Annotated in this window: 27 protein-coding genes; 19 read left to right on the forward strand and 8 right to left on the reverse strand. The window is 42.0% G+C overall.

Annotated elements, in window-relative coordinates; all coding sequences use genetic code 11:
* Nucleotides 1-268 precede the first annotated feature (268 nt).
* From MB380_RS14135 to MB380_RS14160, 6 genes are all read left to right on the forward strand, one after another.
* A complete protein-coding gene (locus MB380_RS14135; RefSeq protein ID WP_253524740.1) occupies nt 269-421 on the forward strand; it encodes a hypothetical protein in 153 nt (50 codons plus the stop codon).
* Between the two features lie 202 nt (nt 422-623).
* Nucleotides 624-776, forward strand: a complete 153-nt coding sequence (locus tag MB380_RS14140; RefSeq protein ID WP_253524743.1) for a hypothetical protein — start codon at nt 624-626, stop codon at nt 774-776.
* Nucleotides 777-1,595: 819 nt separating this feature from the next.
* Nucleotides 1,596-1,862, forward strand: coding sequence for a YciI family protein (locus MB380_RS14145; protein WP_253524758.1), 267 nt, complete (start codon nt 1,596-1,598; stop codon nt 1,860-1,862).
* A gap of 18 nt (nt 1,863-1,880) precedes the next feature.
* Nucleotides 1,881-2,087, forward strand: a complete 207-nt coding sequence (locus MB380_RS14150) for a hypothetical protein (RefSeq protein WP_253524761.1) — start codon at nt 1,881-1,883, stop codon at nt 2,085-2,087.
* Between the two features lie 115 nt (nt 2,088-2,202).
* Nucleotides 2,203-2,763: an ADP-ribosyltransferase domain-containing protein gene (locus tag MB380_RS14155; protein WP_253524764.1), complete on the forward strand. Its 561-nt coding sequence runs from the start codon at nt 2,203-2,205 to the stop codon at nt 2,761-2,763.
* Complete coding sequence (locus MB380_RS14160; RefSeq protein ID WP_253524780.1) at nt 2,760-3,077, forward strand: hypothetical protein; 318 nt, start codon at nt 2,760-2,762, stop codon at nt 3,075-3,077. Before MB380_RS14155 ends, MB380_RS14160 begins: the two co-directional genes overlap by 4 nt.
* A 72-nt stretch (nt 3,078-3,149) precedes the next feature.
* Here the strand turns inward: MB380_RS14160 and mgtA are convergent, their stop codons facing one another.
* The gene (gene mgtA / locus MB380_RS14165) at nt 3,150-5,678 is read right to left on the reverse strand and encodes a magnesium-translocating P-type ATPase (protein ID WP_253524799.1); all 2,529 of its coding nucleotides are present in this window, start codon (nt 5,676-5,678) and stop codon (nt 3,150-3,152) included.
* Between the two features lie 1,283 nt (nt 5,679-6,961).
* Here mgtA and MB380_RS14170 point away from each other — a divergent pair.
* The 4 genes from MB380_RS14170 to arsB all read left to right on the forward strand — a co-directional run bounded on the left by MB380_RS14170 (nt 6,962) and on the right by arsB (nt 9,510).
* Nucleotides 6,962-7,291 carry a helix-turn-helix transcriptional regulator gene (locus MB380_RS14170; RefSeq protein WP_253524816.1) on the forward strand — a complete coding sequence of 110 codons (330 nt, stop codon included), beginning with the start codon at nt 6,962-6,964 and terminating at the stop codon, nt 7,289-7,291.
* A gap of 75 nt (nt 7,292-7,366) precedes the next feature.
* Entirely contained in the window at nt 7,367-7,840 is a 474-nt protein-coding gene (locus tag MB380_RS14175) for a DUF6428 family protein (protein ID WP_253524819.1), read from the forward strand.
* 20 nt (nt 7,841-7,860) lie between these two features.
* A complete protein-coding gene (locus tag MB380_RS14180) occupies nt 7,861-8,475 on the forward strand; it encodes a low molecular weight phosphatase family protein (RefSeq protein WP_253524822.1) in 615 nt (204 codons plus the stop codon).
* A gap of 3 nt (nt 8,476-8,478) precedes the next feature.
* Nucleotides 8,479-9,510, forward strand: a complete 1,032-nt coding sequence (gene arsB / locus MB380_RS14185; RefSeq protein ID WP_253524825.1) for an ACR3 family arsenite efflux transporter — start codon at nt 8,479-8,481, stop codon at nt 9,508-9,510.
* 445 nt (nt 9,511-9,955) lie between these two features.
* Here the strand turns inward: arsB and MB380_RS14190 are convergent, their stop codons facing one another.
* From MB380_RS14190 to MB380_RS14200, 3 genes are all read right to left on the reverse strand, one after another.
* Nucleotides 9,956-10,957 (reverse strand): hypothetical protein, encoded by a 1,002-nt coding sequence (locus MB380_RS14190; RefSeq protein WP_253524828.1) that lies wholly within the window; start codon nt 10,955-10,957, stop codon nt 9,956-9,958.
* 790 nt (nt 10,958-11,747) lie between these two features.
* Complete coding sequence (locus MB380_RS14195; RefSeq protein ID WP_253524831.1) at nt 11,748-12,014, reverse strand: hypothetical protein; 267 nt, start codon at nt 12,012-12,014, stop codon at nt 11,748-11,750.
* A gap of 618 nt (nt 12,015-12,632) precedes the next feature.
* Nucleotides 12,633-13,007 carry a hypothetical protein gene (locus tag MB380_RS14200; RefSeq protein WP_253524833.1) on the reverse strand — a complete coding sequence of 125 codons (375 nt, stop codon included), beginning with the start codon at nt 13,005-13,007 and terminating at the stop codon, nt 12,633-12,635.
* A gap of 295 nt (nt 13,008-13,302) precedes the next feature.
* Here MB380_RS14200 and MB380_RS14205 point away from each other — a divergent pair, with 295 nt between their 5' ends.
* The 4 genes from MB380_RS14205 (at nt 13,303) to MB380_RS14220 (ending at nt 15,572) form a co-directional block, all read left to right on the forward strand.
* Nucleotides 13,303-13,995 (forward strand): helix-turn-helix domain-containing protein, encoded by a 693-nt coding sequence (locus MB380_RS14205; protein ID WP_253524883.1) that lies wholly within the window; start codon nt 13,303-13,305, stop codon nt 13,993-13,995.
* Nucleotides 13,996-14,016: 21 nt separating this feature from the next.
* Nucleotides 14,017-14,670: an SHOCT domain-containing protein gene (locus MB380_RS14210; protein WP_253524886.1), complete on the forward strand. Its 654-nt coding sequence runs from the start codon at nt 14,017-14,019 to the stop codon at nt 14,668-14,670.
* A 97-nt stretch (nt 14,671-14,767) separates the two neighbouring features.
* On the forward strand, nt 14,768-15,094 hold the full coding sequence (locus MB380_RS14215) for a hypothetical protein (protein ID WP_101726422.1): 327 nt from the start codon (nt 14,768-14,770) through the stop codon (nt 15,092-15,094).
* A 52-nt stretch (nt 15,095-15,146) separates the two neighbouring features.
* The gene (locus tag MB380_RS14220) at nt 15,147-15,572 is read left to right on the forward strand and encodes an SRPBCC family protein (RefSeq protein WP_253524888.1); all 426 of its coding nucleotides are present in this window, start codon (nt 15,147-15,149) and stop codon (nt 15,570-15,572) included.
* Between the two features lie 153 nt (nt 15,573-15,725).
* Here MB380_RS14220 and MB380_RS14225 read toward each other — a convergent pair whose 3' ends face one another.
* The gene (locus tag MB380_RS14225; protein ID WP_253524891.1) at nt 15,726-16,019 is read right to left on the reverse strand and encodes a hypothetical protein; all 294 of its coding nucleotides are present in this window, start codon (nt 16,017-16,019) and stop codon (nt 15,726-15,728) included.
* 234 nt (nt 16,020-16,253) lie between these two features.
* Here MB380_RS14225 and MB380_RS14230 point away from each other — a divergent pair, with 234 nt between their 5' ends.
* The gene (locus MB380_RS14230) at nt 16,254-17,579 is read left to right on the forward strand and encodes a Fic family protein (RefSeq protein ID WP_253524894.1); all 1,326 of its coding nucleotides are present in this window, start codon (nt 16,254-16,256) and stop codon (nt 17,577-17,579) included.
* A 121-nt stretch (nt 17,580-17,700) separates the two neighbouring features.
* Here the strand turns inward: MB380_RS14230 and MB380_RS14235 are convergent, their stop codons facing one another.
* Nucleotides 17,701-18,375, reverse strand: coding sequence for a TetR/AcrR family transcriptional regulator (locus MB380_RS14235; protein ID WP_253524897.1), 675 nt, complete (start codon nt 18,373-18,375; stop codon nt 17,701-17,703).
* Between the two features lie 128 nt (nt 18,376-18,503).
* Between MB380_RS14235 and MB380_RS14240 the strand changes: the two genes are divergently transcribed.
* The 4 genes from MB380_RS14240 to MB380_RS14255 all read left to right on the forward strand — a co-directional run bounded on the left by MB380_RS14240 (nt 18,504) and on the right by MB380_RS14255 (nt 24,695).
* Nucleotides 18,504-20,141, forward strand: a complete 1,638-nt coding sequence (locus MB380_RS14240) for a peptidase domain-containing ABC transporter (protein ID WP_253524900.1) — start codon at nt 18,504-18,506, stop codon at nt 20,139-20,141.
* Between the two features lie 6 nt (nt 20,142-20,147).
* Nucleotides 20,148-21,494, forward strand: coding sequence for an HlyD family secretion protein (locus MB380_RS14245; protein ID WP_253524903.1), 1,347 nt, complete (start codon nt 20,148-20,150; stop codon nt 21,492-21,494).
* A gap of 61 nt (nt 21,495-21,555) precedes the next feature.
* Entirely contained in the window at nt 21,556-22,932 is a 1,377-nt protein-coding gene (locus tag MB380_RS14250; RefSeq protein ID WP_253525131.1) for a TolC family protein, read from the forward strand.
* A gap of 782 nt (nt 22,933-23,714) precedes the next feature.
* A complete protein-coding gene (locus MB380_RS14255; RefSeq protein WP_253525148.1) occupies nt 23,715-24,695 on the forward strand; it encodes a hypothetical protein in 981 nt (326 codons plus the stop codon).
* Nucleotides 24,696-24,763: 68 nt separating this feature from the next.
* Here the strand turns inward: MB380_RS14255 and MB380_RS14260 are convergent, their stop codons facing one another.
* Both MB380_RS14260 and MB380_RS14265 read right to left on the reverse strand, forming a co-directional pair.
* Complete coding sequence (locus MB380_RS14260; protein WP_253525176.1) at nt 24,764-25,207, reverse strand: DUF6265 family protein; 444 nt, start codon at nt 25,205-25,207, stop codon at nt 24,764-24,766.
* 94 nt (nt 25,208-25,301) lie between these two features.
* Nucleotides 25,302-26,117: a helix-turn-helix domain-containing protein gene (locus MB380_RS14265; RefSeq protein WP_253525179.1), complete on the reverse strand. Its 816-nt coding sequence runs from the start codon at nt 26,115-26,117 to the stop codon at nt 25,302-25,304.
* Nucleotides 26,118-26,234: the final 117 nt, after the last annotated feature.

Here is a 26,234-nt window from a genome sequence, read left to right on the forward strand (position 1 = left end):
ACCATTTCGCATTTTTACGCCCCGGTACGCTCAAGAAAACCGCTGTGAATGTTTAATCCACTCAATCACTCTTTCTTTCTACCGCCCATAATTAATTATTCGTCAATGGCTGATTGACGGATACATAAGTAAGCACAATTAATAATTAACAGAGAATCTACCCAAAAAAATGAAGACCGTTTTCTGTATTCATCCATCTCCATTTTTCAATTACCAGCTAATTCGTTACGTAAACCAACAACATTAACTTATAATCTACCAAAAAAAAATGAAGAAAGAACCAACCAAAAAACACAACAACATAGCTAATGCTAGAGGAAAGAAAACATGGATAGTACCCAAAATGAGGATTTTGGCTGTCAATAATGGAAGTATAAGAGATATTAATGAAAGTGGAATTTATAACAATGATCTTTCATAAACTTTAAAAATTTATTCTGGCATAATAAACCGGGGCTAACTCAAAAGTTTTTGGTCGGCCCCATGCTTGACTATGAATGTACTGGTCTGGTAAAGGTGTGGCTTACTGAACACTGTTTCTGTATTCATCCATCTGTATTTTTCAATTACCAGCTAATTCGTTACGTAAACCAACAACATTAACTTATACTCTACACAAAAAAATGAAAAAAGAACCAACCAAAAAACACAACAACATAGCTAAAGCTAAAGGAAAGAAAACATGGATAGTACCCAAAATGAGGATTTTGGCTGTCAATAATGGAAGTATAAGAGATATTAATGAAAGTGGAATTTATAACAATGATCTTTCATAAACTTTAAAAATTTATTCTGGCATAATAAACCGGGGCTAACTCAAAAGTTTTTGGTCGGCCCCATGCCTGACTATGAAAGTACTGGTCTGGTAAAGGTGTGGCTTGCTGAATCCAATTTCTGTATTCATCCATCTGTATTTTTCAATTACCAGCTAATTCGTTACGTAAACCAACAACATTAACTTATACTCTACCCAAAAAGAAATGAAAACCGTACACACCACTAAAACTCCTGCTAAGAAAAAATGGCAAACACCAGTAATACAGAAAATTACTTTGAGAAGTGGCCCTGGCTATAATTACAGGGAAGAGTCTGAATACCACGTTCAAATATCCTAGGAGAGTTGACAGGTTTGCAACAGACATCTTATATTCTAAAACTTAAGCGAAATTTAAAAAAAGAGACTGCGTCTCAAAACAATCTGCCAATTACATTTCAAAAATCCGGCAGGGCTTCTGCCGGATTTTTCATTTTGTCTTTACAACCATTGCGAAAAGTCTAATTTCTATCTGAAGCATCAAAACAGCATTTTCACTTTTGTTATACAAGCTGTACCGATTTATCCCACGGCCACTCTCTAAAATAAACACGCCCAATGGCCTTGAAAACCCCATGCTTTTCAGCATCTTTGCATAGGCGCTTCCGGCATTAAACAGAAGGTTGCAGGCTTGACTCATTCCTCATCCGGGGCTTTAACCAAAGGCTTTCAGAGAGAGCTAAACTGATAAAAATTAAAGCCATACTTACCTGCCTGTTTGCCTGATGGCTCAACGCCACCAAACCGTTTCTGAACACAAAACATAAACCTATTTATTTCTATGAAAGCAGTAGTAATTGGCGAGCCGTCTGGCGCAACAATGGAGACTATCATGGCGGCATATCCGCGCCATCTGGAAGTAGTACAAAAATACATTGAAACAGGCCAGGTAATTGGCATCGGGCCGTTTAGCGACTTTGGCAATATGGCTATTTTCAAGACCCGTGCCGCCGCCGAGCAATTTGTAACCGAAGACCCGTTTATACTGGAAGGGCTGGTGAAATCATTTACCATCCGCGACTGGAACGACAGCCTACTGCCTGAGTAAAACTTAAACACCAATCAAATGACTGAAAAAGTAAAACCTGCAAAAATGTGCTACCAACACATAGGTGGTAAACTGGGCATGCTGCTGGCTGAAACCTTTATAAACAAAGGCTGGATTGCCAGACAAACGCCAACCGACAAACATTTTTATATTACCGCCGAAGGAGAAAAAGCATTTACAAAACTGGGGGTTGACGTAACGCAGATAAAAGAAGAAACCATTTAGCCTTCTGTTTGGCGCATTGAATTAAAAACCGATAGCAGGTGTTTTCAAAAATCGTGTTCAGCCACTGCTTTTAAAATTAAAATCTGTGGCTGAACAAAATAGGCATGACTAAAAAATGGAATTGGAAGATTACGTAATCAGGCATTTACCTTCAGCGCTTGCTGCCGTTCAAAAACTTGATTTATCTGATGCCCGACTCACTAGCTTTGAAATTGCGCTGATATATCATTATTCGGAGGAAGGCTATGAAGCAACAAACGAATTATTGATTAAAAGTAATGGCAACCTAATGAGTGATTATGCCAGGTTTTTAAGTTTAACCTTACAAAAATTACCTGTTTATAACCAGTTGGTATTCAGGGGTTGCCAGCTAAATAAATTACAAAAACAAAGATACATTGAAGCATTTAATTCTCGAACCACTATCCAGGAGCCACTATTTTTGTCTACCAGCAAATCTTCTTTAATTGGTAATCTGTTTTCTAAAGGTGATACCTTGTTTACAATTTATGGCAAATCTGGCAGGGATATTGAAAATTTCTCTAAATTCGGAGTAAAATCAGGTCAAAACGAAAAAGAGGTTCTATTTTTACCTAATACAAGTTTTGAAGTGCTGGAGGTAACTAAATCAGGAACAAAAACGTTAATTACCTTAGAAGAAATTTTAATATTATGACAACTACTGATACAGATATTAAACAAAGAGAAATCTTTCATATCAAACGCGAAGACTTCAATCTGGTATCTGATGCCATCTACGATTCCATCAGTTCGTCTCCTGCATTGGCTGATGGCTTTGCCGAATGGCTCAAAGATGTTTTAGATAAAAATGTATTTACCCAAAGAGAACAAAGAGCTGCAATCATTGGTTTTTTGACCAAATTGCAGACATTAAAAGAAATTTCAGAAACTTTACAGGACAACTCTTTACTTGAAGAAAAAAAGCGTGCTGCTCGTTCTTTCTCAGTAAAGACCCGTATTAACCCATAATTTAGCCATTTTAATGGCCTTAAAGCTGCAATTCAGATTATTTTCAGTGCTTATTGCCTTTACTCTTCTGCGTTACCCCTTCCCGGCTCCCTGAAAATGCCTGAAAAACCAGACTTTCAGTATATCGGCCGTAATAATATAGGCCAGCACAATTAACAGCATGGTTCCCAGATAAACAGGTGGCAAAGGCACCAGCCCAATGCTTGCCGCAAACGGCAGATAGGGCAATGCGATGGTGAGCACCAACCCTGCTATACTCAACAGAAACAACGAGCCGCCCGGCTTGCTTTTGAAAAAATTCTTATGCGTGCGAATGATAAACAAGATGCACAACTCAGACAAAACAGACTCAATAAACCAGCCTGTCTGAAACGTGGCCTCCTTAGCCTTCAGCACAAACATCAGGGTTAGAAACGTAATGATATCAAACAAAGAGCTGTGGATCCCAAAAACTACCATGTAGTTTCTGATTACCTTAAGCCGCCACTTGCCCGGCTTGTCCAGTTGCTCTTCATCCACGTTGTCAGACGCCACCATCAGGTAAGGCAAATCGGTAAGAAAATTAGTAAGCAGCAATTGTTTGGGCAACATGGGCAAAAACGGCAGTATCAACGAGGCAAAAGCCACACTGCACATATTACCAAAGGTAGACCCCGTGCTTATATAAATGTACTTGAGCGTGTTGGCAAATGTTTTGCGGCCTTCGCGCATGCCATCTGCCAGCACCGATAAATCTTTTTCCATCAGCACAAAATCGGCTGTTTCTTTGGCGGCATCTACGGCATTATCTACCGATATCCCCACATCGGCAGCATTCAGGGCAGCCACATCATTAATGCCGTCGCCCATGTAAGCCACCGTGTACGACTTCCGCAATGCCTGAATAATGCTCTCTTTTTGTTGCGGCTCAACCTCGGCAAAAATATGCACACTTTTTACCTTTTGTGTCAACGCCTCGGTGCTGGTGCTCATCAGTTCTTTGCCTGTCATCACCAGCGGTTGCGCAATGCCTATGTTTTGTGCAATGGTGCGGGCTATGTTCTGGTTGTCGCCGGTAATGATTTTCAAATCTATGTGCAATTGTTTCAGCAGGGCAAGGGTGTCTGTTATGCCTGCCTTAATGGGGTCTTGCAGCAATACAAAGCCTGCAAAAATCATGTCGGTCTCTTCAGCTTTTCCGGGGTTGCCTATGGTTATGTTTTTATAGGCCACAGCAATTACCCTTAGCCCCTGGCTACCATACTGGGCATAACGGTCTTCTGTTTGGGCGCGGTAGGTATCAAAGGCCTCCAAAGTACCGTCAGATAACCGTATCCGGCTGCATATAGCCGTAATCTGCCCAAATGCACCTTTGCTTATCAGTAGCTTTTCGCCTCCGGTTTCAACCGCAATGCTCAGGCGTTTCCTGATAAAATCATAAGGTATTTCTCCGGTTTTGGTGGCTGGCTGTATATCGCCAACCGTCATTTGCCTGAGCGCATCATCAATCGGATTACTGTAGCCAGATTCAAACGTAGCATTCCAGAACGCCAGTTGTTTCACAAACGGGCTATCTTTACCCGTGCCGTCAAGCACCGCATTTACTACTATTACGCCTTCGGTTATGGTGCCGGTTTTGTCGGTGCAAAGCAGGTTTACCTCACCCAGATTCTGTATAGAAGCCAGCTTTTTTACAATTACTTTCTTTTTCAGCATGCGCCTGGCTCCGGCACTCATGGCAATGGTGGTAATGGCCGGCAGCAGTTCTGGAGCCATACCCACGGCCAGCGCCAGCGCAAAGAGTGTCGACTCTATCACACTTTCGTGTTCAAGCAAATTAACAACCAGTATAAAAATAGACAGGATGAGCGTAATGCGCATCAGAAAAAAACCAAAATCCCTGATGCCTTTTTCGAACGACGTTTCTGTGGTAACACCGCTGCTTTTAATAATGCTGCCAAATATGGTGTCGGCTCCGGTATGAACCACCAGCGCTTTGGCTGTGCCACTTACAATATTGGTGCCTTCCCACAGGCAATTGGTTCTTTTGGCAAGCGCAGTTTCTTTCTCTATCAGGCCGGGTTCTTTCCTGACCGGGAACGACTCGCCCGTCAGGCTTGCTTCGTTTACATATAATTCATTGGCCTCCATCAGCAGGCAGTCGCCGGGTAAAATGTCACCGGCTTTCAGCACGAGCAGGTCTCCGGCCACCACCCCTGCCGACGCCACCTTTTGCGGCTGGCCGTCTCTGATAACCATGGCTTTCAGGCTGATAAGCCCCTGCAACTGCTCTACAATGCGCCCTGCGTTGCGTTCTTGCAGAAAACTAAGCACGCTTGTACTTAAGATAATGAACAGAATAATGAAAACGTCTGAGCTGTCGCCCAGAAAAGCCGAGAGAATAACCGCGCCTATCAGCAAAAGCATAAGCGGATTTTTAAACTGCCCCAAAAACAAATCAAGGTCTTTTCTGAAACCAGACCTGTTTTTGCGGCCGGAAAGCGATGCCTTGTAACGCTGCTGTGCAGATGCCCCGGTTAAGCCAGTGTCTGAACTGCCAAGCCATTGAACCCAGTCTGAAACATTATATTGCCAGAAAAACTTAGAGTCGGGTGTTTGCATTATCAAGATTGTTTGAAGCCTGTCAGACCCTGAACATCAAGACATTAGCTTTAGTTTTAAGAAAGTATTAAATACCTGTTAAAAGAATTTTCAACCGGTATTTTACAGGCTGTACGTGTACCCTGAAAAAAGAATAGCTGACGGCTGAATGCCATAATCAGAAAAAAGACAGGCATGGCCTGTCTTCTTCTAACCTAACTGTTCTAATCCTAAGCTTTTATAAAAATCATTATACCAATGTCTATTGTGCGAACCGTTCACGCTTATTTACTACATACTAAAATGAAAAACCTGCAGCCACCGGGCAATTGTAGAAAAAAGGCAGGCAACGCCTGCCTTTTTAACCTCATCTAGAACCTAATTCTACAAACCCTTGACAAATACTTTTAAGCTCTTGTTGTGTAAATTTTTCGCGTTTCTAACTACATGAGCTAATCGAAAAAAAAAAGAATGTTTGCTAAACTACTACAGCACAACATTACCGTATTGTCTTTATTGCGGTTCAAAATTAGAATCAGGCCCCTACATAAATTATGATACCAACTAGGTAGAATTATGATTTTTATCATGAAATATGCCGCCGTGCCTACGGTGCCTGGCAAAGCCCACGCCCAATACCCAGGCCAAAAAAAAACCTGAAAATTATTGTTTTAAATATTTTCTTATTATTTTGCCACCGGTACCAAGGGTACTAAATACTTTTAACCTATTATTTATGACATTCTTTTCTTTTGCAAAGGCATTATTGCCTCTGCCTCTATTGCTTAAAATACCCTTACATAATGCATTTGAAAAATCTGTAAATTAATATTTACGGGCTATAATCGGCATGGCATTTGATTTGCCTGTTTATAAAAAAACGCTTCCCATACCACAACCAAAGGCATAACCGGGCAAGGCAAAGCCCGGCTTGCAGAAAAAAATTAAAAACATTTTAGGGTAAATAATTGATGTGTTTTAAAGATTGAAATCGAGAGGTTAAACTTTAAGTCGGAAAGGCAGGGTATTTTATACCTTGTCTTTTTTTTGGGTGAAAATACCCGCGCAATCTTTCAGATAGGTTATCAGGCCATGGTTTTGCCATCCATCTCAATCAGGCTCAGGTTCTGTTTTATTATAGTACAGCTTCGGTGTTATGATTCAATTTTTTTTACTTTTTTTGTTGATTTTTAAAGGTTTAACCGTGAGTCTTCAAAAATAAAAAACGAAAATCTTTTGTATTTAATCTTATTATCGTAATATTGCAATGTAATCGTAATATTACGATGTAAATAAATGTAGAAATGGGAGTTACAAAAACAGAAATATATAAAGACGAGCAAAATAAACTGGCATCGCTTCTTAAAGTTTTAGGGCATCCAGCCAGAATAGCAATCCTGCAGTATATTATCAACCAAAAAGCATGTATTTGTAATAATCTGGTTGAGGAATTAGGATTAGCGCAGGCAACTATCTCACAACATTTAAAAGAATTAAAAACCATAGGGATTATTCAAGGTTCAATTGAAGGAAAATCAGTTTGTTACTGTATTGACGAAAAGGTATGGAAACAATTTCAAGAAGAATTTAATGGCTTTTTCAATCAGAATGTTAACGTAAAGCAGTGCTGTTAAGGCATTTTTTTACATTTTAACATCGCCATATTGCTATATAACGTTTATCTATTTTATCATTTTAAATTTAGTATTATGAAGTTATCTGAAATCAAAGAAATTTTACCAGCATTAGAAAATGTTGAATTTCAATTAGAAAACGGAACATTTGTTCCTGAACACTTCCACGTTACCGAAATCGGACAAATCAACAAAAATTTTATTGATTGTGGCGGCGTAATCCGCAATGAAAAAGCAGTCAATTTTCAATTGTGGGATGCCAATGATTATGAGCACCGATTGAAACCAGGAAAGCTATTAAGTATAATCAGACTTTCGGAAGAAAAATTAGGAATTGAAGATGCTGAGATAGAAGTGGAATACCAAAGTAATACTATTGGTAAGTACGGTTTGGATTTCAATGGAAATACATTTGTATTGAAAAATAAAACGACGGCTTGCCTGGCTCAGGATGCTTGCGGAATTCCTTCAGGAAAACAAAAGAAAAGCCTTTCCGAATTAACTGCAAATCAATCAAATTCCTGCACTCCAAATTCAGGATGCTGTTAAACCCTTAATTTAGACTATTTATGTATCCAATGTTGTCAGAGACCATTCAACAGTTAGAATGGGAAAAATTTAATAACAATGAGCGCAAAAGAACCTTACAGCCATTGATTGATTTTATTCAGCTGAAAGTCAATAGCAGGCAGCAAATAAATATAAATTTCATTTGTACCCATAATTCGCGCAGGAGCCATTTATCACAGGTTTGGGCACAAGTAGCCGCCTCTCATTTCGATATTGAGAATGTGAATTGCTATTCAGGAGGCACAGAAGAAACAGCATTGTTTCCAAAAGTAGCAGAAACTTTATCCAATCAGGGATTTAATATTTTCAAAATACATGATGGCACTAATCCTGTTTATGCCATAAAATATAGTGATAATTCTCAACCGATAATTGGATTTTCTAAAAAGTATGACAGTCCTTTTAATCCTGTATCTACTTTTGCTGCTATCATGACCTGCTCACAGGCCGACGGCGGATGTCCTTTTATCGCTGGTGCTGAAAAAAGGATTCCCATCACTTTTGAAGATCCTAAAATTTCAGATAATTCCCCTGAACAGACAACAGTATATTCAGAAAGGAGCTTACAGATAGCATTGGAAATGTTTTATGTTTTTTCAAAAATCACAAAGTAGCCAATGCAACCAAAACTAAAATTTCTCGACCGTTACCTTACCTTGTGGATATTCCTTGCAATGGCACTTGGTTTAGGCATAGGATATTTCTTTCCGGGTTTTTCAAAAATTACAAATACGCTATCCTTTGGCACTACTAATATTCTGCTGGCCATAGGTTTGATATTGATGATGTACCCGCCACTGGCAAAGGTGGATTACTCATTGTTGCCTTTAGTATTGAAGGATAAAAAAGCTATCGGCATCTCGCTATTGTTAAACTGGATTATCGGACCAATTTTAATGTTCGGTTTAGCCATTCTTTTTTTAAGAAGTGAGCCGGATTATATGATAGGATTGATACTGATAGGTTTAGCAAGATGTATTGCAATGGTTATAGTATGGAATGACCTGGCAAAAGGTAACCGAGAATATGCAGCCTTATTAGTTGCATTAAACAGCATCTTTCAGGTATTTAGTTACAGTTTCTTAGTTTGGCTGTTTATTAATGTACTGCCAAACAAATTAGGCTTGGCAAGTTTCAATGTAAGCGTATCTATAAAAGACGTGACCGAAAGTGTTTTGATATATTTAGGCATCCCTTTCTTGACTGGTTTTCTAAGCCGTTATTTCCTTGTAAAATCAAAAGGCATAGAATGGTATAACCGTAAATTTGTGCCAAAAATTTCGCCGATTACATTGTATGCGTTACTGTTTACCATAATATTGATGTTCAGCCTGAAAGGTGATAAAATAATAGAGTTGCCTATGGATGTCGTGAAGGTTGCGATACCATTAGTCGTCTATTTTGTACTCATGTTTTTCTTAAGCTTCTTTATCAATAAATCTTTGGGTGTGCCGTACGACAAAAACGCAGCCATTGCATTTACCGCCACAGGAAACAATTTTGAACTAGCTATTGCGGTGGCAATAGCGGTATTCGGAATCCATTCACCTCAGGCATTTGTAGGCGTAATCGGGCCGTTGGTAGAAGTTCCCGTTCTGATTTTATTGGTAAAAATAAGCCAGTGGCTTAAAAAAAAGTACTATAATTAAATGCAAATGGAGTTCAGGTTTTGTAGCCAAACGCTAAATCTCTTACACAGATTACAAGGGAAGCGACTTAAGGCTTCCCTTGTATAATAAACAGAATAAGTTGAATATTTTTAAAATAGGCTGCCACACTTCCAAATGCTTTCCAAACCAAACTTCGCAATGGTTTGTGATGCGCTCCTGTCAGTAATGATCTTTATGTCAAGGGGTTTTCTATAATTACTGGTATTGCTTGAAAAAAGGATACTGACCTGTTTTAGACAACTGTAAATTTATTAGGCTAAGGATTCATGGTAATTATTGTACAAACTAAAAAGCTGCAAAAATCATGTAAATAATGTTTGCGCAATGAAATACTTTTTAACCGACTGCCCCATCAAAAAAAACAAGCCAACAGGCAAATCCGTTTTGCCGGTGGCTGCATCAAGAACAGAAAACGCCCCCTTACTCAGCCCCCGTACCGCCTGTTGGGCGCTTTGGGGTCAAAAGTTATAACATTAAACATATCATAAATGCGGCTGGCGGCGGCTTCGCCATACAGAGCGGCCAGTTTTTCGGGGGTTTCGGCATTAGATATCAAATGCACCCGCACGCCGGGGCGGTCGTAGAGTTCAAGCAAAACCTTTTCCATTACGTTCACGGGTGTGGTTTTGTAAGACTCGCCCCTAACATTTACCGATAGCTGCTCTCGCCCAACTTCCTCAATCAGCAGGTCATATCTGGTAAATCCATAGCAGTTTTCATCACCGCCAAGCGGTTTTTCGGCCAGAATTTCGTCGATGGTCTGCTCAGGGTTATTCACATAGCTTTCTACAATTTCCTGTGCTTTTATACCCCTGAAAGACGCCAGCGGGTTATCCTGAAAAGCCGCCATCAGGGTAGACTTGCCCGTGCCAACCTTGCCCAGCAAACATATCCCCTTGTTTCTGTTCATGGCCGAGGCACCCGCTGCATGAAAATAACCGAGGCATAATTCAAAGGCTTTAACACAATAATTATCAAGCCTGAATTTACGCCCCGGGTTGCGTGCTGCCACCAGTGCATCCAGATTTGCCAGTATCCTGCCCTTAAAGTCGGCGGCAGATATATTCCGCATGGCGGCTATACGGGCTTCTTTTTGTTCCTGCAGTTTTCTGGCGGTTTCGGCGGCTTCCTGTTTCTGTTGTTTTTTCAGGTAGTCAAAGGCTTTAGAGAAATACTCGCTCGTCAGCCTGTCGGCCAGCTCCTGCACAAAAGCCTGCTGCATGGCCGGGCTCAACCTGGCCGAATTGGCATGCCTGCCCAGCACCGGAAAAATAGCCTTGAACAGTTCATCCTGCAAAGGTCTGTACTCCCGTTCCCGAAATTCGGCGTAAGACCCCGTCAGCTCCCTGCTCAACAACTGAGTGGTCGTCGGCAGGTTGTTCAACAATCTGTCGGCCGGTGGTCTTGTGGGTATTACTTTTTCCATATTTATTGAGGTTGTTCTGTTTATAGTAGGGCAGCCAGTACAAAAAATTCTCACGTGCGCTGCTTATATCTTTCCATTGCTTTTGCTTGCCCAGGCCAAATTTCATTTCCACAAAACTGTTTACTGCGGTGGCATATTCTTCAGGCTTAATATCATTTTTACCTGCCGCCATTTTACATATTTCGCTATCCTGTAAATCGGCGCGCAGGTCGTCTTTCGTGAAAGGCTCACTTCTGTGTCCGGCGGCCTGCTTGCGGTGTTGCTCCACAAAGGGCAGCGCGTCTGGGTTTTCGTTTAGGGTTTTGTCTTGCTCCGTCGGTTCCGCCTGCAAATGGGCAGGCATGGCAGACGGCCCAGTGTCGTTCTGTTTCATAAACAAGGGCATTTCGGGTATATATTTACTGCGCGAGACCCCCTTGCTGCCCTCTGCCCCTGCTTCTGCTCTGGCTTTATGCCAGACCTCCGGCGGCAGAATCTGATACCTGGTTTTGTTGCCATGCCCCTTGCCCCCGGCTATAAAGTTTATCAACCCGGCCTGTTTCAGACGGTTACGCGAAGTCTTCAGCGTATTAATGCTCATTCCGACATTGGCAGACACCCGCCCGTCTGAATGCCAGAATTCATTTACCCAACCTAAACCATTAGCAGTTTTTAATAGATAAAAATACAGCTTGGTTTCCCAACCCGTAAATTGAGCACCGTCATCCAATCGCCAGAAATGATTTACCAAATCAATATAATTCATCACACGGTGTTATTTGTGGAGTCAATTCACTAATTCACTCACCCCTCATTGCTCCAACATCTCTACCTGGGCTACGTTGCTAAGATAAACCGTGCCAACGGCCAGCCGGCTTTCGCGCACTATCTTGCCTACCCTGCCCGAGCATATAAAATCTTGTTGAATAGCTATTTTGTGTAAGCCGCCGTTGGTTTCGTCCGGAATCACGTCGAGTATCTTTCCCCTGATAGAAACTTTGTTTCGTTGGGTTATTTTTACTCTCTGGTAAAGCATCTGTTCAAAATCGGCTGGTTGAAAAGTTCTGAATAAAGTCATTGTGGTATTGATTGAAGGTTTAAAAATGGGATTGTTACGTTTTCTCTGGCAGGAATAAAACCATAGCAGATATAATCACAGGCAAAAATTTTAACTAATTATGGGCCAAAAACCCGGTTTATTGGCCGTTTCATGCACAGATAGCATATCGGCAGCGCAGGCATTACCTGCTTTTATGGCCGGTGGTTGTCAGTAACCCGGCCTTGTATATATATTGTTGTTGGTTCAAATAATTAATTGCCGATGTCAGAAAAAACACCTCCTCTAAAGCAGAGGAGGGTTTTCGTTAATCGTTCCTAAAACTAATATAAAACCTAAACTCTTCTCTTGTTTAAAGCAACCAGCACCCTACCCTCGCTTCGCTCCTGACTGATTGTTGAAAAATGCCTCCCCCGAAACGGAGGAGGATTTGTTAGTTATATCTATTCTTACCCTAAAAAAAATGACTAAAAATTCTGGCGGCCGGAAAAAATGCCCCTCCGAGCCGGAGGGGATTTTCAGACCTCTATAAACCTAACTTAACTAAACCTCTAAAGAAATGCCTCCTCCAGCCGGAGGAGGATTTAAAACAAAGCATACGCGTCAAATCACACACTTTTTCTAGTCACAGCATTATCTTTAAGCCCAAAGGCTTTTTTCCGCTTCAATGGCACTCCATCTGTCGGCAGCCAACTCAACCGCCCGCTGAATATACCCGTAAACCTCAGCAGCAGTGGTACTGGCAGAAAAGGGCATTTCAATCGTGTTAAAAACGGTCGCTTCGCCGGGTGGTGTCAGGGCATCACCGCTGTCTCTGTCAAACCCGTCTACATAGCCGCACACCAGCCGGGCATCTTTTACAATAAACCCAAAACCCACAGGCATCGGCGCAAATTCATTGTTAATCAGTAGCGCCATTTCTGCCCAGTGGCTAATCTTCCGGCATAATACGCATCCCCTTGCCTCATGTGGTTTTATATCAGGCCGCAGGTTGTTATCGCTCGCACGCTCCATACCATTCACATCTGCGTCAGGCACTGCCCCCCGCAAGCGGCCAGCCGGGGCAGGCCGCTTTGAGGTGTTACAGCAACCGGTTATACCCGGTTATTGTTCATAAATTTGTTTTGTGTGGATCCAGAGCTAAAAAGGCTGAATCTTTTAAAATTTTTATTGCACATTTACGTATTTTCTGTATTTTTGTCGAATAATACTTACTTGTTCGTTAAATGATGTACAAAAATAGCGAACAAGTTCGCATTATGCAAGTAAATAACAAAAAAAAATTTAATTCTTTAACGGAACACACATCATGAATATGAGCGCAACTGCCATAAGCGGAACGGAAATCAGAAGTTTCCGGAAGAAAAATAAGCTCTCTCAAACCGAGTTCGCCGAACTTGTTGGTGTTTCTATGAGAGCAGTACAACTATGGGAAAGCGGCGACAGGAATGTATCAAGCCTGGCCGAACGTACTATAAAAGAAGTATTTCTGACCTATAAACCTAAAGAAGCTACTGGCAGCAAAAGCCGTAATATACATACCTTTGTAAACAATGAAAACGGCGACCTGATAGTGCAGGCACCTTTACTGGGCGCCGAAGCCTTTGCCCGCTACCTGGACGAACTGGGCGAAGCAGGCGCGCTGCAGTCGGACGAGATGGTGTCTTTTATTGTAGACAAAATAGACAGGGGTAATTTTGTAGCTTTCAGGGTTTCCGGCGATAGCATGAATGGCGGCCTGATAGACGACACCCCCGACAGAGCCATTGTGCTGGGCAAAGAACAACCAATGGATTTATGGATGAATGGCTTCGGGGAATCAAAATTCGGGTGGGTTATCCTCACCAAACGCAATGTACTGTTTAAAGACATTGTGGGCTTTGATAAAGAAACGGCCACCATTACCTGCCACAGCCGTAACGACAGCCCCGAATACGCCGATTTTAAATTATCTTTGAACGACGTACATAAAATATTTAAAGTAATTAAAAGGTCTTTTTGAAAAATTATAGCTAATTGTAAGATGGAAATCTTAATACTAATCTCAATTATTGTTGTAATTGCATTGATTGCATTTGGCATTGTAGCCTCTCTGCAAGACAAAACCAGAAAGAAAAATATTGCCTCACACCCGGCACTTGGTTCATTTACGTTTCATTATGGAACAAGTTTAAACACATCTCTAGGCCTTGATTTAATTAACAAGAAGATTTGCTTTGTTACAACTGATTATGAGCCAAAAATTTACAATTTCTCTCAAATTAAGAGTATTAAGTCGGTTGAAAGATCCATCATAAAGGATTACAGGAAACCCCGCAACATTGACTTTGACAATACAATTGCTAATAGCTATGATAGAAATTATTTTGGCGTAGATTTGGATATTGAAATAAGTGCCCCCGAAAAAATAATTTATTCTATCGCCTTTCTTAAAACCCGCACATCTTATGGTGAACTTTTGTACAAGGCAGCCGATAGAGAACGCCAAAAATGGAGAAGCATGATTGAAGAGCATATCGGTAAACGAGGAGATATTGAAATAACAGGCACTATTACCGGTGATATTCCGGTAACATCGGTAGCTGATGAAATTCAAAAACTTAAAAATCTTTTAGATGCAGGAGTATTAACCACAGATGAGTTTGACAGGCAAAAGGCAAAATTGTTAAATTCCTGAATCCGGCTCTTCACAAGGCTTTAACAAACCACATTTTTTTATTTTTTCATAACTGCCATTCATTAACTTTGCTGTTAGTAAACCAAATTTAACTAACATGCAATCTGATAAAAGTCAGGAGGTAACCCGGCGTTTCTTCGAAATTCTGGACGAACTCGTGCAAATGGGCCACATCCATTTCATGAACGATTTCTACACCGAAAACAACATCAACAGCCGCAATATCTATCAGCTTCGCAAAGACCACAGCCGCGATATTCTGCAACTGGAATGGCTGACCATTCTGATTGAAAAATACAAAGTATCAGGCGACTACCTGCTTACCGGTAAAGGCAAAAAATACAAAAAACCACTGGTGTATATTGAACGCCCCAAACGCCGCAAATATACCAAACATAAGTTACCAATGGCCGCAGGCTTATAGGCGCCTTCACGCCAAAAATTAAAACAACTTTAACCAATTAAACGGAGACGAAATGAGTAATCAACCCACAAAAATTACGGTAGCGGCCACTGTGAACGCACCAGTAGAAAAAGTCTGGAAATATTTTACCACGCCCGAAATGGTAATGCAGTGGAACAACGCATCGCCCGACTGGCACACGCCAAAGGCTGAAAACGATTTACGTATTGGCGGGCAGTTTGTATACACCATGGCTGCCAAAGACGGCAGCTTTAGCTTTGATTTCGGCGGCATTTATGACGACGTACAAGAAAACCAGCTGATTGCCTACACAATGGGCGACGGCCGACAGGTAAGTATTGTTTTTACAGACATAAACGGTACTGAAACACAGGTAGAAGAAACTTTCGACGCCGAAACCCAAAACCCCGTAGAAATGCAGCAAATGGGCTGGCAGGCCATATTAGATAATTTTAAGGCTTATACCGAAGCAAATTAAGTAATTGCTCGTGCCACGCCTATACTCATGAGTAAAAGGGCGTGGCACGGGTAAAGAATAATAGCTATGGTTTCATTGCCACAATGTTATCAATGAACGCAATGTCTCACAACTTGAAATAGTATTTACTACACCAATCAATGATTCACCAAATCATTTCTTCTCCGCCTTACGCGCAATAACCCTATAAGTTTGGTTGATATGAATGGTATCGCCCTCCAAATTTAGCTTATCCCCTACCTCCCAGCGTTTAAATTGATCAGGCCCCATATTCGGAATCGAAAACAGCGCTTCAAAACGCTTGCCGTTTTCGTCTTTCAGAGTAGCCACGTAGCCATCCTTCCCGGTCTCAATGCTTTCTATCACCCCCGAATAGCCATCAGAATCGGCACAGGTAGCAGCCGTAAAAAGCATCATAATCAGCAAAAAAGTAGTTATGGTTCTCATGGTAAAATGTTTTTTTATATCTGGTAAAACTATCTAAACGCCTGAAACATTTATTTTCTTATAACCCCCAAAATAACTATGCCAGAGCCAATAATTTAGCTACACAGTTACTCAACGCCTTCAGATACACACATCATAAATTAAGAAATCTTTAATTTCAACTTAAATTATGCCCAAATACTCCTATTTTTGTAAAGATTGGTTTTTGCAAAAATAGACACCAGGTTAATTATCATGTACGAAAGCGATAAAATAAGTTCTTTGTTGCAAGAATTAGCTGCCCTGCCGCCGATTTCTGAAGAAAATGCCAGAAAACTGGATGATAAATACAGGTTAGAATTTAATTATAACAGCAATCATATTGAAGGCAATACCCTTACCTATGGCGAAACAAAGTTATTGTTGATTTTCGATAAAACCGATGGCCAGCATGAAATGCGCGAATTTGAAGAAATGAAAGCACATGATGTTGCGTATCGCTGGATAAAAGAAATAGCTGAAGACCAATCGTATGTACTCATTGAAAGAGACATAAAGCAACTCAATGAAATTATTCTGGTAAGACCATTCTGGAAAGACGCTATTACAGCAGACGGACAATCGACCAGAAGAAAAATTCAGGTCGGAGAATACAAGCAGCATCCAAACTCTGTTCTTTTACAAAACGGAGAGATGTTTCATTATACCTCCCCAATGGATACCCCAATGGCTATGAACGATTTAATGGCTTGGTTTCATTCAGAAACAGAAAAACAAGAATTAAGCCCGGTTGAGTTAGCCGCTATATTCCATTACAAATTTGTCCGGATTCATCCTTTTGATGATGGTAACGGCAGAATCTCTCGACTGTTGATGAATTATGTTTTGCTGAAAAATGGCTTGCCTCCCATTATTATTAAATCGGCTGACAAAAAGAATTATCTGAACGCACTTAATCAGGTTGATTCTGATATTAAAAAACTTCCGGTCTTTGTAAATTACATTAGCGAACAGTTAATCTGGTCCTTACAAATCAAATTAAAAGCCACCAAAGGTGAAAGCATAGAAGAAGAGGATGATATTGATAAGCAAGTGGCATTGTTTAAGAGGGAGCAGTTAGGTAAAGATATATCGAACCCAACAAAAAGTTCTGAAAAAACATACTTTTTGTTTAAGGAGGTGATAAAACCTATTCTTATCGAATTAGATAAAAAATCAACCGATTTTGAGGAACTATTCAAAGTAAGAAATAAATTTTATGACATTTATTTCGTCGGAAAAGATGGCAAAAGATTTACATTTTTAGATGAATTAACCAGTGAAATTAATACATCTACAGACATAGATACGATTACCTGGGATAAGGAATTGCAGCACTCGATAAATGAACAAATTAACGACTCTCGTCTGCTATTAAGTTTCGTTTTTAGAAGTCGAAGTTTCCATATTAAGTTAGATAGAACACAAATTGACCTTCAGTTTAGCTACGCTCACGTTTTTAAGGAAACAGAAATTAAAAATCTGGTCAGAACTCTATTCAAAGGCATTTTTGAAATAATCCAATCAAACACAAAAAAATAATCTGAGCAAATCTCAAACGCTGCCATGCCAAGTCTATATTCAAAAGAACTGAGGCATGACACAGGTATTCACTCATTCCCCAGAACGCCACCCGCTCATCCACTAATTCACAATTAGCTCCCTACCCTAACACCCTGAAAACCAGATCTTCCAGATACGCCGCCACGTAGGCCGAGGCATCTTCGTCGGTTTTTACGTCTGTCAGCCTTTTCAGATGCGAACTGAAAAACTGTTGGTTATGCGAAGTCTCAATCAGTGTACTACTCAATGAATGCGGATACGGATAGCCGGGGTCCAGCTCCAGAATAATACCAGCAATCGTATTGCACAAATCTTTAAACTGCTTAAAAACCTTTGCCTCGTTTATTTCATTTATCTCTTTTACCAGATAAACTTTACTACTTTCTGTAATTACAATCTGGTTCAGATACGTTATATTGTACTCAATTTTACCGGTATTCTCCGGTAGTTCACGCGTTAGTAGCTGAATCACCGTCTTTAGCTTCAGGTGAGGGTCGCTTATGTTTTTTAACTGAAACATGAGCAGAAACTCAAGGTAGCTCCAGTACCAGTTCAATATATACACCAAAAGCAGGTGTTTATTCTTAAAATACCTGTATATACTGGCCTCGGTTGTACCAATATCAATGGCCAGTTTTTTGAAAGTAAAATGTTCATATCCCACTTCGTATATCAGATCAATGGCCTTACGAACAATCTGCCGGCCCAATTCGCTGCTCTCTGGGTCTCTGATATAGATGTTATGGTTTACGTTAAAATTTAATTGATACTCCATTTTGCGCTAGTTTTGAACAAAACTAAACAAATAATAGTTATTATACAATAAATGATATTACAACAATATTATATAATAGTAACACTATCATAACTTAAGTTTTTTATCTTTGCAAAAAATATTACCCAATGGCCGACAATCACACTATTCATCCTTTTATAAGAATCTTCAACTTACTAAGGCTTGACCAGAAAGACATAACCTCCCTCTACTTTTTTGCTATCCTTTCGGGTATTATACAGCTGGTTATGCCACTGGGCATTCAGTCAATCATCAACTTTGTCATGTACAACACCGCCTCTACTTCGCTGGTTGTACTGATAGGGCTGGTAATAGTAAGCGTTTTTCTGGCTGGCTTGCTGCAGATAAACCAGATGAAGTTAAGCGAGAAAATACAGCAGAAAATATTTGTAAGATATGCCTTTGAATATGCCGACACCCTGCCGAAAATAAGGCCGGAAGCCACCGAAGGCTATTATATGCCAGAGCAGACCAACCGGTTTTTTGATACCATCAATCTGCAAAAAGGCCTTTCTAAATTATTGCTGGGGGTACCCACCGCCATCGTGCAGATATTGTTCGGCATTCTGCTTTTGTCTTTTTATCATGCTATTTTTATTGCTTTTGGCGGTTTGCTTATACTCATTGTCTACCTGATATTCAGACTGAGCTCAGACCGCGGCCTTGAAACCAGCCTGAAAGAAAGCGACTACAAGTATAAAGTAGCTGCCTGGCTGCAGGAAATAAGCCGCAACCAGAATACATTTAAAAACTACGAATATACCCACCTGAATATACAACGGACCGACGAGTTCACGCAGGGGTATCTCCAAAACCGCACCCGTCACTTCGGAATCCTGAAAACCCAATACTGGAGCCTCGTGGCCTTTAAGGTTATTCTCACCGCGGCCATGCTGATAATCGGCTGTGCGCTTTTGCTCAATCAGCTCATTAATATCGGCCAGTTTATAGCCGCCGAAATCGTAATCATAGCCATTACGGCTTCGGTCGAAAAACTCATCACCAGTATTGATATCGTTTACGACGTGCTCACGGCCGTTGAAAAACTCAACAAAGTGCTGCAAAAACCCACCGAATCGAGCGGTAAACTAAAATTAAACAATGCCAACCCGCTAAAGGTTGAATTTAAAAATGTAAGTTTTGCTTACACCAGACACTCAACCATACTTAATGGCTTGTCGTTCGTGATTCAGCCCGGCGAAAAAGCCCTGCTCATGAAAACCCTCTCTGGCAGAGGCACCAGCACGGTTATGAAACTAATCAGCAATAATCTGACGCAGTATCAGGGTCATATTTATATCAATGATGTACCGATAGATAACTACGACATTCTGAGCATCAGAAAGCACCTGACCTACCTGAGCGGCCAGAACGAAATTTTTAACGGTTCGCTCTGGGACAACATCAGTATAGGTAATACCGACATCAAGCCCGAAACCGTAACGGCTTTAATAAAAATACTAGGTTTTGACGGTTTCATTGACGAGTTTGACAATGGCTATGACACTGAGCTTTTCACCAAAGGCGCCAAGTTGTCGTCGCATCTTATTCAGGAAATCCTGTTGCTGCGCACTTTTGTACAGCCCAGCTCGCTGATGGTGCTGGATGAGCCGTTCAAAAACCTGAGCGCCACCAAAGCACAAAAAGTGGCAGAGTACATCTGCAATTTGCCCATTACGGTAGTGGTTGCCTCTGAGCAGCAGGAAATCAAACCCCATTTCAATAAAATACTAGAGTTAAAATAAATTCAGATGAAATACTTAGAAACCATTTTTGAAGACCAGGATCTGAACAAAAAACCGAAGTCGTTTCGCGATATTTATTTTATCAACAAACAAAGCAAAGTAAAATACTGGACCTACGGCCTGCTGGGCCTGATAGTAATGGCGGCTTTTCTGCCCTGGACCCAGAACATCAAAAGCCGGGGCAAGGTAACTACCCTCCGGCAGGAACAACGCCAGCAGGGTGTTTATAGCGCCATAACAGGCAAAGTAGTGCAATGGTATATAAAAGAAGGCGACATGATAAAAAAAGGCGACACTATTGCCCGCCTGCAAGAGGTGAAAGTTGAATACCTGGACCCCAGCCTGATTGAACGTACCCGCCAGCAGATAATAGCCAAAGAACAAGCCAACCAGAGCTATCAGGAAAAAGCCAACACGGCCACAGTACAGACCTCGGCCATTACAGAATCTCTGCGGCTTAAAATTGCACAGCTGCAAAACAAAATTGCTCAGACCAAAGCCAAAATACAAGCCGACAGCATGGATATGCTGGCCGCACGCAACGATTTCGCCATTGCCAGCGAACAGCTGAAACGCCAGAAACAAATGTATGACCAGGGGCTGGTATCGCTAACCCAATATGAGCAGCGTAACCAGGCGTATCAGAACGCCCTTGCCAAGCGCACCAGCAACGAAATCAAGTTTCTGAACTCAAAGCAAGACTTAATCAACCTCTCTATCGACCTCAACGCCGCCAATCAGGACTACCTCGAAAAAGTATCAAAAGTACGTGGCGAACGTTTCCAGTCGCTATCGCAGGTAGCCTCCGGACAGGCAGACATTGAAAAACTCAAAAACCAGTATGACAGCTATAAACTGCGTAACGAGTTGTATTATGTAATTGCCCCGCAAAGCGGACAGGTAACACGGGCCATTAAAGCCGGCTTAGGCGAGATTGTGAAAGAAGGCGAAGAACTGGCGCAGATAGTGCCAGACCACACCGAACTGGCCATTGAAATTTTTGTAAAACCGCTCGACATCACCCTGTTACAAACAGGCAGTAAAGTAAACGTAATTTTTGACGGTATACCTGCCATTGTTTTCAGCGGCTGGCCGCGGCAGTCGTACGGTACCTTCCGGGGTGTGGTAACGGCCATTTCAAACACCGTTGACGCCACCGGCAACTTCAGGGTTTTGGTAAAGCCAGACCCCACCGAACGCCCCTGGCCTAACACCCTGCGCCTGGGTACAGCCACCGACACCTTTATATTGCTGAAAGATGTGCCGCTGGGCTACGAAATCTGGCGTAATATTAACGGTTTCCCACCTGAATATTATGTTGACGACTCGGCCGGTAAAACAGCCAAGAAATAACACAAGCAGACAGAGCTAAACGGGAACCAAGCTCTTTACCACTCCATTACTTACAAGTAAAATGTATAAATTAAGGTTATATATAATGTTTTTTCTGGGTTTTGCGGTTCAATTGCAAGCCCAGGAAAAACTCACGTATGATGAGTTCATTAACATTGTCAGAAAATACCACCCCGTAGCGCAGCAAGCCACCCTGCAGACCGACATGGCTAAAGCTGAGCTGCAAAGCGCCCGCGGAGCCTTTGAGCCGTCTTTTTATATCAATAAAAATCAGAAAGAATTTGGCGGCAAAGATTATTACAACTACCTCACCACTGAACTGAAAGTACCCACCTGGTATGGGCTTGATTTGAAAGCCGGTACAGAAAACAATCAGGGGCAGTTTACAGCCACCGAGCTTACCAAGGGCCGCAGTAGTTTTGTAGGCGCATCTTTGCCCTTAGCCAAAGGCCTGTTGATAGACAAACGAAGGGCCGCAGTAAAACAGGCACGAGAAATGGTGGCTTTTTCTGACGAAGAACGACGGCTGATGCTCAACGACCTACTCTACGAAGCCACCAGTGTATATTATGAATGGCAAAGCGCCTACTACACCAAACGCCTGGCCGACAGCCTGCTGAGAGTGAATCAGGAACGCTACCAGTTTATCAGGAATGGTGTGACTTTGGGCGACAGACCAGCCATTGACACCGTTGAGACCCTCACCCAGTTGCAGAGCTTTGAGTTTATGCTGGCCGAGGCAGAACAGACCCTGAACAACGCCACATTTGAAATGAGCAATTTTTTGTGGAAAGAAAACCAGCAGGCCTACCAGCTACCCTCATTTGTTGAGCCGGCACTGATACTAGCCGAACGCTCATTGCAAGACATAAACCAGTACCAGAGCCTGGTAGCCACCCACCCCAAGCTGCAACAGGCGCAGATAAAAACCAATGTGTTGGGCATTGAAAAACAACTGAAGTTTCAGAGCCTGCTACCTTCTTTTAATGTGCAGTATAACCTGCTCAACAAAGATTATACCTTCTTTGCCGACCCCAACCTGTTTCAGAACAACTATAAGTGGGGGTTTACGGTGGGTATCCCGCTGTTTCTGCGTGAGGCCCGCGCCGAATACCGCAAAGCCAACCTGAAAATAACCCAGCAAACCTGGGAAAACCGCCTGCTTTTTACCGAGCAGCAAAACAAGGTAAACCAATATTATAACGATGCCGTGCAGCTACAACGCCAGACGGCCATCTACCAGCAGACGGTTATCAATTACCGACGTATGTACGATGCCGAACTGACCCGCTTCAACAACGGCGAAAGCAGCCTGTTTCTGGTAAACAGCCGCGAAAACAAGTTGTTTGAAGCCCAGCAAAAACTGATATCGCTACAAGCCAAAGCCGCCAAAGCCATCATCGCCGTTGATTACGCCACCGGTAGATTAGGCTTTTAAACACCGTGCGACGTTTATACTCGGTTAGATAAGGGCGTGGCACGGTTAATACATCTGCAAACTTGGTAGAGCCGCACTGCGTGCGGCTTCGGGGGCATATAAGCTCCATAAATTATGTTTGAGTTTTGATTTTAAATATTTGAATCAAACCTTTCATCCCAGCTCGGCTGAATCTTCATTCAGTCGCCGTGTCAGCCGTTCTTTGAACGGCATTCCGAAAATATGAGCACACCCTATCTTTATTTTCAGGCACATTCGCTATCTTCACAAAAAAACAAACACAAACCATGAAACCCCAACACATCATATACCAACCACCGGAAGACCTTATAACCAAATATCTGATTGCAGTCTTCAGGTTAGTAAAGAAACACATCCTGCAACTCTTCAAAAAGCCATAACGAAAGCCCAATTATGAAACTTTGGGCTTTGTTTTTCAGGCTGCTAAAGACCGCCGGCATGGCATGTCTAAAAAAGCGTTGATACCATTGCTACCGCCAGATAAATTCAACGCAAATAAAGGCAACGCCAGGTTGATTTCCTATCCGCTGCCAACGGGCTTTTGCCTTGGCTTTTTGTTAATCCTCTTCCAACTCCTTTCTGCTCAGCCATTTAAAGCAACGCCCGCATCTGGCTGCGTATATACACTCCGTTATGGTACCGAAAGATAATTTTAATAAAAAAAATACTTATTTACCGTAGCCAAAGCAATAGTGGCAGATTTATTTCTTGTATCAAATGAGTATATTTACTCAACATTGTACTTTAATCTGCCAGACCCAATGAAAAAAATGCTGTTTTTCATAACTGCTGTTATGATTCTGACTTCATGTGACGACGACGCCAAAGTAACCATTGACCTCGACGAATATGACACCAATCTGAAGAAAGCTTTCGAAAGTAAGTTTACGCTTCAAAACGAGAAAATTATTTTTCACTACACCAATAAACCCTACACCGGGAATATTGAGTTTATTTCCAAAATCAACACCAATAGTGTGGTTCGCGTAGAGGATGGCAATATTATCAGCCTGACCGACAAAACGCCAAAAGGTGATGTTTCGGGTCTTATTACGGTTCTGAACGGCCAGGCCAATATGAAAATCGACCTCGACACCCTGCTGCAATTGCATTGTACTTTTTATGCCGTAAAAAACAGCCTCATTATTGAGCAGAAATTCGGTAATTACAGCGAACACGACTGCGATTGCCTGGTGGAGTATCCGAACCAGAAAAAGATGGCCAGAATTAAAACCTCTACCGACAGCCGCAGTGGCATTATGTTCAGTGAGTCTAAAACTACCTCTACCACCACCGGGCAGATTGTGGAAAAAGTAAAGAATTACATTAAAAAACAACCTGACGGCACTACCCTGCGCGTTACCCTAACCGACAATTACGATGGTTCAGGCTCTAATATGCTGGTGTATGCCGAAGACCTGTCGGTACAAAAAGATGATAAAAAAGTTGGTTTTTCGTTCAGATACACGTATGACAAAAACGTGTTTCTGCACGGCGAAATAGAGAACTTTAATGAAAAACACTGCCAGGAAATAGACAGGCTGCGAATGGCCGAATCTTCTTTATTGGGGCAACCGGCACAAGACCGCTCCGGCTGCGTTTCTGAGGTATTGAATTTGGTGAGCCAGGCTTTCAAGCGGCCGTTTACCCGCGAAGAGCTGATGGCGCGCCTGCAGTCGAAAATCAACAACAACCAGTTTCTGGTTAGTGGGTCGTCAGACGTACAAACCTACTTCGAATAAATTCTGCACCCAGTGCACCTGTAACCGGTTACGTTCAGGTGCGCCGGGTTATAAAAAATAATGTTTGCCTACTGTTTCAGTATTTTGTACTCAAAACCTTTGTCGCCATCGCCCAGCACGCGCACCTGAATGGTTCTGCCGTCAACGGGCCGATACTGAATCTTCTTCGGGAAATCATGCGCCGGGTTTTCAAATGAAAAAACACCAGCCGTAGCCTTGTTGAGCTCAAATGCTATGGTCTGGTTATTGTTCTGGTCAGGTACGGTGGCCTCATAAGTGGCTATGCCGTTAATAATCCGTATCCTGAGGCGCTCGGTTACCACTTTGGCGCCATCTTTAATTTTATACCCCTGCCCTTCCAGCGTGCCATCGGGCATTTGCTTCCATGTCTCATAAACTTCCTTGTTTTCAGTTTTCCAGGTTCCTTCCAGAAAATACAGTTCACTCAGGCCGTCGGCTTTTATAAAAGACACAAGCATCAATATTAAACAGGTTTTTGCAAGGGTTTTCATTGGTTTTTGCATTTATGGTTTACAATTAATGTTTCATTACGCCCTCAAAACTATACCACTTTTAATGGCAATAATTGTATAAATGCGACAAACCCTACCCAACGCCGGAAAACAAGGCCGACAGCCTCAGATGCCCTCCGTAAAACTGCTTGGGGCTCATGCCCGTAAACGACCTGAAATCTCTAATAAAATGGGCCTGGTCATAATAATTACCCGCATGTGCCACGGCCGTAAGCGTACCCGGCTGCTGCCCGGCCAGCATCTTCAGCGTTGCCTGAAGCCGCACCATTCTCGACAGTTGTTTTACACTTAAACCAGTATTTTTCATAAACTTGCGCTCCAGTTGCCGCCGGTTCACGTGCAGGCTATCGGTCAGTTCACCAACAGAAACCTGCCCGTTCAGTTGCATAATCAGTTCAATACTTGAGCGTATCAGTGTACTTACTGACTCCTCAGTTATCAGTTTTTCAATCAGAAAATCTTCCACCAGCCTGATACGCGCTTCCGTTTGCCCGGCGTTTAAAACAGCAGTGGCCAGCAGGCTGCCGTCTGCGCCAAACAGCTCGTCAAGCGGCACGGCGCGGTTTTCCATATTACTTACAGGCATGGTGGCAAAAGCAGCAAACCCTTCCGGCTGAAACCTTACTGAAAAAATACCCGTTGCACCGGTAGGCTCAATGGCCAGCGGCCGGGTTACCTGCCCAAACACAAAGCACAAAGGCTGCACCAGACTGCTGCCATCTGGCATATACTGCCTGAAAGCATCGCCATAATGAAAAATCATTTCCATGCAGCCGTCTGGCACAATGTGCTGTTTTTCAGCACTCACCTGCGCAGGCGCCTCCAGTGTCCAGTAGCAATTAACCACCCCGGTTAGTTTCGGGGCAGGCGTGTAAGTCCGGTAATCCATAGGCATCTGTTTATAGATACTCAAATTATTAAATTACTGCATCATTTGGCAATTTGGGTATATTTTGTAAAGTTAAACCACAATTTAGCTTTATTTTAATAAGACTTTAAACAGATT

Origin of the sequence: Emticicia sp. 21SJ11W-3 (assembly GCF_024138715.1) — a bacterium.
In the GTDB taxonomy this organism is placed as follows: domain Bacteria; phylum Bacteroidota; class Bacteroidia; order Cytophagales; family Spirosomataceae; genus Emticicia; species Emticicia fluvialis.

What these genes read in the sequence shown, in the direction of transcription:
- MB380_RS14210 (WP_253524886.1), top strand. Translation starts at nt 14,017, where the DNA reads ATGGAAATCTTAATACTAATCTCAATTATTGTTGTAATTGCATTGATT.
- MB380_RS14240 (WP_253524900.1), top strand. Translation starts at nt 18,504, where the DNA reads ATGGCCGACAATCACACTATTCATCCTTTTATAAGAATCTTCAACTTA.
- MB380_RS14205 (WP_253524883.1), top strand. Translation starts at nt 13,303, where the DNA reads ATGAATATGAGCGCAACTGCCATAAGCGGAACGGAAATCAGAAGTTTC.
- MB380_RS14160 (WP_253524780.1), top strand. Translation starts at nt 2,760, where the DNA reads ATGACAACTACTGATACAGATATTAAACAAAGAGAAATCTTTCATATC.
- MB380_RS14260 (WP_253525176.1), bottom strand. Translation starts at nt 25,207, where the DNA reads ATGAAAACCCTTGCAAAAACCTGTTTAATATTGATGCTTGTGTCTTTT.
- MB380_RS14150 (WP_253524761.1), top strand. Translation starts at nt 1,881, where the DNA reads ATGACTGAAAAAGTAAAACCTGCAAAAATGTGCTACCAACACATAGGT.
- MB380_RS14265 (WP_253525179.1), bottom strand. Translation starts at nt 26,117, where the DNA reads ATGGATTACCGGACTTACACGCCTGCCCCGAAACTAACCGGGGTGGTT.
- MB380_RS14250 (WP_253525131.1), top strand. Translation starts at nt 21,556, where the DNA reads ATGTATAAATTAAGGTTATATATAATGTTTTTTCTGGGTTTTGCGGTT.
- MB380_RS14200 (WP_253524833.1), bottom strand. Translation starts at nt 13,007, where the DNA reads ATGGAGCGTGCGAGCGATAACAACCTGCGGCCTGATATAAAACCACAT.
- MB380_RS14195 (WP_253524831.1), bottom strand. Translation starts at nt 12,014, where the DNA reads ATGACTTTATTCAGAACTTTTCAACCAGCCGATTTTGAACAGATGCTT.
- MB380_RS14225 (WP_253524891.1), bottom strand. Translation starts at nt 16,019, where the DNA reads ATGAGAACCATAACTACTTTTTTGCTGATTATGATGCTTTTTACGGCT.
- MB380_RS14245 (WP_253524903.1), top strand. Translation starts at nt 20,148, where the DNA reads ATGAAATACTTAGAAACCATTTTTGAAGACCAGGATCTGAACAAAAAA.
- MB380_RS14170 (WP_253524816.1), top strand. Translation starts at nt 6,962, where the DNA reads ATGGGAGTTACAAAAACAGAAATATATAAAGACGAGCAAAATAAACTG.
- arsB (WP_253524825.1), top strand. Translation starts at nt 8,479, where the DNA reads ATGCAACCAAAACTAAAATTTCTCGACCGTTACCTTACCTTGTGGATA.
- MB380_RS14255 (WP_253525148.1), top strand. Translation starts at nt 23,715, where the DNA reads ATGAAAAAAATGCTGTTTTTCATAACTGCTGTTATGATTCTGACTTCA.
- MB380_RS14145 (WP_253524758.1), top strand. Translation starts at nt 1,596, where the DNA reads ATGAAAGCAGTAGTAATTGGCGAGCCGTCTGGCGCAACAATGGAGACT.
- MB380_RS14235 (WP_253524897.1), bottom strand. Translation starts at nt 18,375, where the DNA reads ATGGAGTATCAATTAAATTTTAACGTAAACCATAACATCTATATCAGA.
- MB380_RS14140 (WP_253524743.1), top strand. Translation starts at nt 624, where the DNA reads ATGAAAAAAGAACCAACCAAAAAACACAACAACATAGCTAAAGCTAAA.
- MB380_RS14135 (WP_253524740.1), top strand. Translation starts at nt 269, where the DNA reads ATGAAGAAAGAACCAACCAAAAAACACAACAACATAGCTAATGCTAGA.
- MB380_RS14190 (WP_253524828.1), bottom strand. Translation starts at nt 10,957, where the DNA reads ATGGAAAAAGTAATACCCACAAGACCACCGGCCGACAGATTGTTGAAC.
- MB380_RS14155 (WP_253524764.1), top strand. Translation starts at nt 2,203, where the DNA reads ATGGAATTGGAAGATTACGTAATCAGGCATTTACCTTCAGCGCTTGCT.
- MB380_RS14180 (WP_253524822.1), top strand. Translation starts at nt 7,861, where the DNA reads ATGTATCCAATGTTGTCAGAGACCATTCAACAGTTAGAATGGGAAAAA.
- mgtA (WP_253524799.1), bottom strand. Translation starts at nt 5,678, where the DNA reads ATGCAAACACCCGACTCTAAGTTTTTCTGGCAATATAATGTTTCAGAC.
- MB380_RS14215 (WP_101726422.1), top strand. Translation starts at nt 14,768, where the DNA reads ATGCAATCTGATAAAAGTCAGGAGGTAACCCGGCGTTTCTTCGAAATT.
- MB380_RS14230 (WP_253524894.1), top strand. Translation starts at nt 16,254, where the DNA reads ATGTACGAAAGCGATAAAATAAGTTCTTTGTTGCAAGAATTAGCTGCC.
- MB380_RS14220 (WP_253524888.1), top strand. Translation starts at nt 15,147, where the DNA reads ATGAGTAATCAACCCACAAAAATTACGGTAGCGGCCACTGTGAACGCA.
- MB380_RS14175 (WP_253524819.1), top strand. Translation starts at nt 7,367, where the DNA reads ATGAAGTTATCTGAAATCAAAGAAATTTTACCAGCATTAGAAAATGTT.